The 6,542-nt window shown below is 38.2% G+C and carries 2 protein-coding genes; both read left to right on the forward strand.

What is annotated here, in order from left to right; genetic code table 11:
• The first annotated feature begins 29 nt into the window (after positions 1 to 29).
• The gene (locus AFK68_RS16025) at positions 30 to 4,424 is read left to right on the forward strand and encodes an AAA family ATPase (RefSeq protein WP_371357413.1); all 4,395 of its coding nucleotides are present in this window, start codon (positions 30 to 32) and stop codon (positions 4,422 to 4,424) included.
• Positions 4,425 to 5,254: 830 nt separating this feature from the next.
• Positions 5,255 to 6,223, forward strand: coding sequence for a hypothetical protein (locus AFK68_RS16030; protein WP_094673653.1), 969 nt, complete (start codon positions 5,255 to 5,257; stop codon positions 6,221 to 6,223).
• The last annotated feature ends 319 nt before the right edge of the window (positions 6,224 to 6,542 follow it).

A 6,542-nucleotide genomic window follows, 5' to 3' on the forward strand; every position in this document is an offset into this window, starting at 1 on the left:
GAAGGGGGGAGAAGGGGGGAGGAGCCGAAATAATGCTCGTAGCTGGATTTTCTGGTATAGGCAAAACTGCGGTGGTAAATGAAGTTCACAAACCCATAACTAGACAAAAAGGATATTTTATCAAAGGCAAATTCGACCAATTTAATCGCAATATTCCCTTCTCTGCCTTTGTCCAAGCCTTCCGAGATTTAATGGGGCAACTACTCGGAGAAAGTGATGCCCAATTGCAAGAGTGGAAAGAGAAAATCCTAGAAGCAGTAGGAGAAAGCGGGCAAGTTCTCATCGAAGTCATACCCGAACTGGAAAGGATTATCGGACAACAGCCCCCAGTGCCCGAACTATCAGGCAGTGCAGCTCAGAACCGCTTTAACCTCCTGTTTGAGAAATTTATCGCCATCTTCACAACCGTTGAGCATCCATTAACCCTCTTTCTCGATGACTTGCAATGGGCGGACTCGGCCTCGTTAAACTTATTGAAAGTATTGATGGGAGACAGTCGGACGAGATATTTGCTGCTGTTGGGGGCATATCGAGATCATGAAGTTTTCCCGGCTCATCCGTTGATGTTATGTTTAGGAGAATTAGAGAAACAACAGACAACAATTTCGACTATTACTCTGGCTCCCTTGTCTGTAGCTCATATCAATCAATTGGTAGCGGAAACTCTGAGTTGTTCGGTAGAGTTAGCTGCTCCCTTAACAGATTTAGTTTATCAAAAGACGAAAGGCAATCCCTTCTTTACAACTCAGTTCTTAAAAGGATTGCATGAGGATGAGTTCATTACTTTTAATCAAAATTTGAGATATTGGGAATGCGATTTAGTGAAGGTGCGAGATGCAGCCCTAACTGATGATGTGGTAGAATTTATGGCAGGAAGATTGCATAAATTGCCCGAAGAAACACAAAATGTTCTGAAGTTGGCTGCCTGTATAGGGAATCAATTCGACCTAGAGACCTTAGCTATTATCTGTGAAACCCCTTCTGAGGAAGTGGCAGCAGCTCTATGGAGTGCCTTGCGAGAAGGATTGACTTTACCTCAAAGCCAAGCCTACAAATTTTTCCAGGGAGGGGAACAAAACAAGGAGGAAGCCAAGGATATTTCCGTGAGTTATCGTTTCCTACACGATCGAGTACAGCAAGCCGCTTATCTACTAATTGACGACACTCAAAAACAGTCCGTTCATCTCACAATTGGCAAATTATTACTTGCCCATCAATCAGTTATAGGTTCGGATGATAATATTTTTAATATCTTGAGTCATTTGATGGTGGGAATTAATGCCGATCCTCTTGCTCTTTCTAGCAGAAAACTCGCAAAGCTTGCCTTATCTGCTGGGATGAAAGCGAAGCTCTCTATTGCTTATCAAGCAGCCATTGATTATTTCGATTTTGGTCTGTCTCGGCTTCCTGCAAATAGTTGGATTGAGTCCTATCAATTCAAACTAGATCTCAGTCGAGAAAAAGCAGAATGTCATTATTTTTTAGGACAGTTTGAAGAATCTGAAAAAATCCTCAACAAGGTTCTGCTTAAGGTCAAGAATACACTTGATGCAGCTCGTATTTATAGCATTTTAATGACCCAGCGCGGGACCCAAGGCATCGATTATTTATCAGGTATTGAAGCAGGTCTCAAAGGATTAGCTATTTTGGGAATGGAACTGTCTACAGATTCAGAAACACTTAGTTCTCTTGTCGAACGAGAACACCAAAAAGTTAGAGATTCCTTTAAAACAGTTTCACCTACGATACTTCTAGAATTACCCGATATGAGCGATCCGGTTCAGCAAAGCTGTATGAAACTCCTGAACATCCTCTGGTCGGTTACTTATATTGCCGGACATTCAAACCTCAACAGGTTAACGATGTTACGCATGATGAATCTTTCTCTCAAATACGGTCGTACCGAGAGTTCTAGTTTCTCTTTTTGTTGCTATGGTATGACATTAGCATATCAAGGGCAATACAAAGAAGCTTATGAGTTTGGTCGAGTTTCACTTGATGTCGATCAAAAATTTAATAACAAGCATTTCATTGCCAAAAATACTAATCATTTTTGCCATGCAATTAATCCTTATATACGTCCACTCAAAGAGAATTTACCCTTATATCGACAGTCTTTTGAGATTTGCACGGAATTAGGAGATTTAATTTTTGGAGTATGGGCTGTTGATTTTATGATTTGGACTCATATCATCAAAGGTAGTGACCTTGATTTGATTCATGAAGAAATTCAGAAATATATGAGCTATGTCCAAGATGTTAACGATCAAAATATGCTGCATTCTTTTGAAATCAAACAGAAATTTATACAAGAACTCATGGATAATTCTATGGCAAATGAAATGTTCACTTGCCAAGGTTTTCTTGATAGTTCTTTGATTTCAAGTTGGCAACAGAAAAATTTTGACCATGGGATTAATTGGTATGGTTTTTTGGTTTTGCAACGACTTTATCTAAAAGAAGATTATTGGGGAGTAGTTAGAGTTGCTCGATTCTTGAAACCTACATTGCCTGCAAATTTCGGATTTTTCCCGATCATTATTTACCATACCTACTATCCACTCAGTCTAGCTGCAATTTTTGCTACCTTAGATGAAAAGAAACAAGCAATTGACTGGCAAGAACTTGAGGATCTACAACAAGTTCTTTACACATGGTCTCAACATTGTCCGGAAAACTTTTTGCATAAATATCAGCTTGTTTCAGCAGAAATTGCTGGTATTAATGGTGATTCCTTGCAGGCAATGGAACTGTATGATAGCGCAATTGCAGGAGCGAAAGAAAACGAATACATTCAAGAAGAAGCCCTCGCCAACGAACTGGCAGCTAAATTTTATCTCAACTGGGGTAAAGAAAAATTTGCAGTCCTTTATATGCAACAAGCCTATTATTGTTACACTCAGTGGGGAGCAAAAGCTAAAACCGACGACCTGGAAAAACGTTATTCCCAACTGCTCTCTCCCATTCTCCAACGGCAACAATTGAGTGGAAAAGCCAACGATACGATAGTAAATCTGGCTAAAGGAACGGTTGCCAATACCAGTGCCGCCACTAGAGAAATGTTAGATTTAGCCTCTCTTATGAAAGCATCCCGCAGCCTTTCCCAAGAAATCGACCTTGAGGGCGCTATTGCTAACTTCATGCAAGTTATCCAAGAAAATGCTGGTGCCGAGACCGTGGCATTAATGTTATTCCGTGAGAACACCTTAATCATAGAAGCCAAGCTCGCTGACGGAAAAACTCAACCCATAGAAAGCATTCCCGTTGAAGATAGTCTAGAAGTACCATTGGCGATAGTCAATACTGTCAAACACACGCAAACGTCTCTGATATTAGATAATGGTGCAAGGGAGACTGACTATGTACGAGATAGGTATATCAAAGAAAATCAACCTCGTTCTATTTTATGTCTGCCTCTGTTGAAACGCGGACGATTCATTGGTATTGTTTATCTTGAAAACAATCAGACAATAGGTGCTTTTACCCCAAACAGGGTAGAAGTGCTGGAATTGCTCTGCGCTCAAGCTGCTATTACTCTGGAAAATGCCCGCCTCTACCAACGAGCACAACAAGCAATTCAACTTGAACGAGAACTCCAAGAGCTACAACGGACTCAAGTTGCTCTGATTCAAAGTGAAAAAATGTTTAGTTTAGGACAAATGGTTGCTGGTATTGCTCACGAAATCAACAATCCTATCAATTTCATCTATGGAAATATTAATCATGCAAGAGATTATGCTGAGGATTTCATTCGGGTTATTGATCTTTACCAACATCACTTCCCCGAAACAAATCCAGAAATTGAGGAAATCATCGCAGACATAGATTTGGAGTATTCTCAAGCAGATTTCCACAAAATTTTAGAGTCGATGAAATCTGGGGTGGAGCGGGTGCAAAAAATTGTGCAGGCTTTGCGAAACTTTTCTCGATTAGATGAAGCGGAATTGAAAGTAGTAGATTTACATGAGGGAATAGAAAGTACCCTGACTATTTTGCAATCTCGCTTAGAGGGGCGAGAAGGAGGGGTAGAAATTCAAGTTGTGAAAGATTACCGGAATTTACCCAGAGTCGAGTGCTATGCAGGGCAACTGAATCAGGTGTTTATGAATATTATTAATAATGCTATTGATGCGTTAGAATCATCGCCGGAAATTCAGCCTCGGATTTGCCTGCGCACTCAAACTAATGGAGAAACTCTAACGATAGCAATATCGGATAATGGCATGGGAATAAAAGAAGAAATTCGCGATCGCATTTTCGATCCCTTTTTCACAACAAAAGCGGTGGGAAAAGGAACGGGTTTGGGTTTATCAATAGCCTATCAAATTATTACTGAACAACACGAAGGAAGTTTATCTTGTCAATCTCAACCTGGAGAAACAACCTTTTTTATAGAAATTCCTATCCAACAAAAAAAACGTTGAGATAAAAATGTAGGAGTCAGGAGTCAGGAGTCAGAATTTTAAGAGAGGTATTTTATCATAGAAAATTTTATCATACCTAATCATCCAGACATGATATTAATTTAGTCATTGCGACGATAGGAAGCAATCTCCGCGCCCCCCTGAGATTGCTATCCGTTCCGGAATGCTCCGCAAACCTTCCACTGCGTTCCAGTCGCTGCGGACTTACAATAACTAACGATCCGGATTTGATATAAAAGGGGAGACTTTAAACCAAGGTGTTTAATTATTAATTATTCAATAAGATTAGCTGTAATATAGAATCCGGTTAAACAGTAGTCATTGCGACGATAGGAAGCAATCTCCGCGCCCCCCTGAGATTGCTATCCGTTCCGGAATGCTCCGCAAACCTTCCACTCCGTTCTAGTCGCAATGACTTGAGTATAGTAATTATTCGGATTTGATATAATTCGACAGTTAGGGAAGGTACAATTTTTACGATCGTGATTCCTAGATAAAATCTTGCCTTGCTTTTGGAAGTACATATATTTATAGTTTTCGGGAATAGGAAATAGGGGAGATGGAGAGATAAGTAATAGGGAATAAGGAACAAGCACAAAATATTTATTCCGTTAGTTGTATCACATTAATCTGGAATTTGCTGTTTCTTGTTTTCTGTAGTATACCTTTGTAAAAAACCGCTATAAGTACAAATAAACAGACCACTATTACAGCTAATTTTATTTAAGTGAGCTACACCTGTGACAAGCAAGATGCCTACACCACAAAATTTTTATCATTAGTGTTCGTACCTAATATACCTACAATTAAATCAAGGAATTATTATCACCATGAATGAACTAAAAATTACACTTCTAGGTCCTAGTGCTGTTGGAAAAACTAGCCTATTAACTTCAATGTACGAACAATTTAAAAGAATAAGTTTTCAGGCAAATCTCCAACTTATTCCAGAAGCAGAAAGTAATGCTATTCTCAAAAAACGCCTGAAGGAATTAAAAAGTTTGGCAGAAAGTTTTAAAGTACAACCAGGAGCAGGTATTCCCGGTTCTTCAGAAGTTCGTTCTTTTATATTTGACTTAGCTGAACAGGATAAAAAACCATTTTTAAGACTTAATTTTTATGATTATCCAGGAGGTTTTATTTCTGATAAAGCGAGTCCTAACGAAAAGAAATTTGTGAGAGAATTAATGAATGATGCTGCTGCGGTTGTAATTGCTATTGATACTCCAGCATTAATGATGTCGAAGGGAAAATTTAATGAATATGTGAATAAACCAAAGCAAATAACAGCCATGTTTAAAGAAGCTTATAAAGATATTCAGGAACCTCGGTTAGTTATATTTGCTCCAGTTAAATGTGAGATGGAAATGAGAAAAGGAGACAGAGCAGCCAAACAATTATTAGAAAGAATAAAAAAAGAATATGCTGACTTACTGAATTTTTTATCCTCTCCTACTTTAAATTCTCAAGTTGCCATAGCTATTACTCCAGTGCAAACTTTAGGCTGTGTAGTTTGTACAATGATTGAAGAACCAAGAAAGGATTATTTACCTACCTTTGGATTTAGAAAAATTAGTCGCGATGCCCAGTATAATCCCCAAGATAATGACCAACCTTTACGTTATTTATTAAGGTTTTTGTTGAAGATCTACAATGAGAAACGCACCCATAAATTTTTACAAGTTGTGATGAATTGGATGGGTTTAGATGCTCATATCAAAAATGCACTAATTCAGTTTTCTAAGGGTTGTAAAATTAGTGGAGGATTTGCAGTATTGCAGGGGAAAGAGTTGTTATAGAAATGGATAATTAATAATTGATAGGTTAGCTGAAAAAAGCAGAGTTTCGTAACATTCTTTTTTAAAATTGGTATTACACAAAACCAAAATATTTAGTAGGGGCGAATGGCATTCGCCCCTACAGATAGTGTATAATCTCATTTTTTACTTAAGTCCTGTCTAAAAAGGCTGAAGCTTTAGAAGATCAATACTTTTATATTTGATCGGCAAACCCTAATTAGAGATGGTTTTCATTTAAATTTTATCAATTATCCATTATCAATTAATAAGGAGATTTAGATTTATATGGAAATATATATTGAGAGTAGAGGATTTTCTC

The organism is Hydrocoleum sp. CS-953, from assembly GCF_002260545.1.
In the GTDB taxonomy this organism is placed as follows: domain Bacteria; phylum Cyanobacteriota; class Cyanobacteriia; order Cyanobacteriales; family Microcoleaceae; genus Trichodesmium.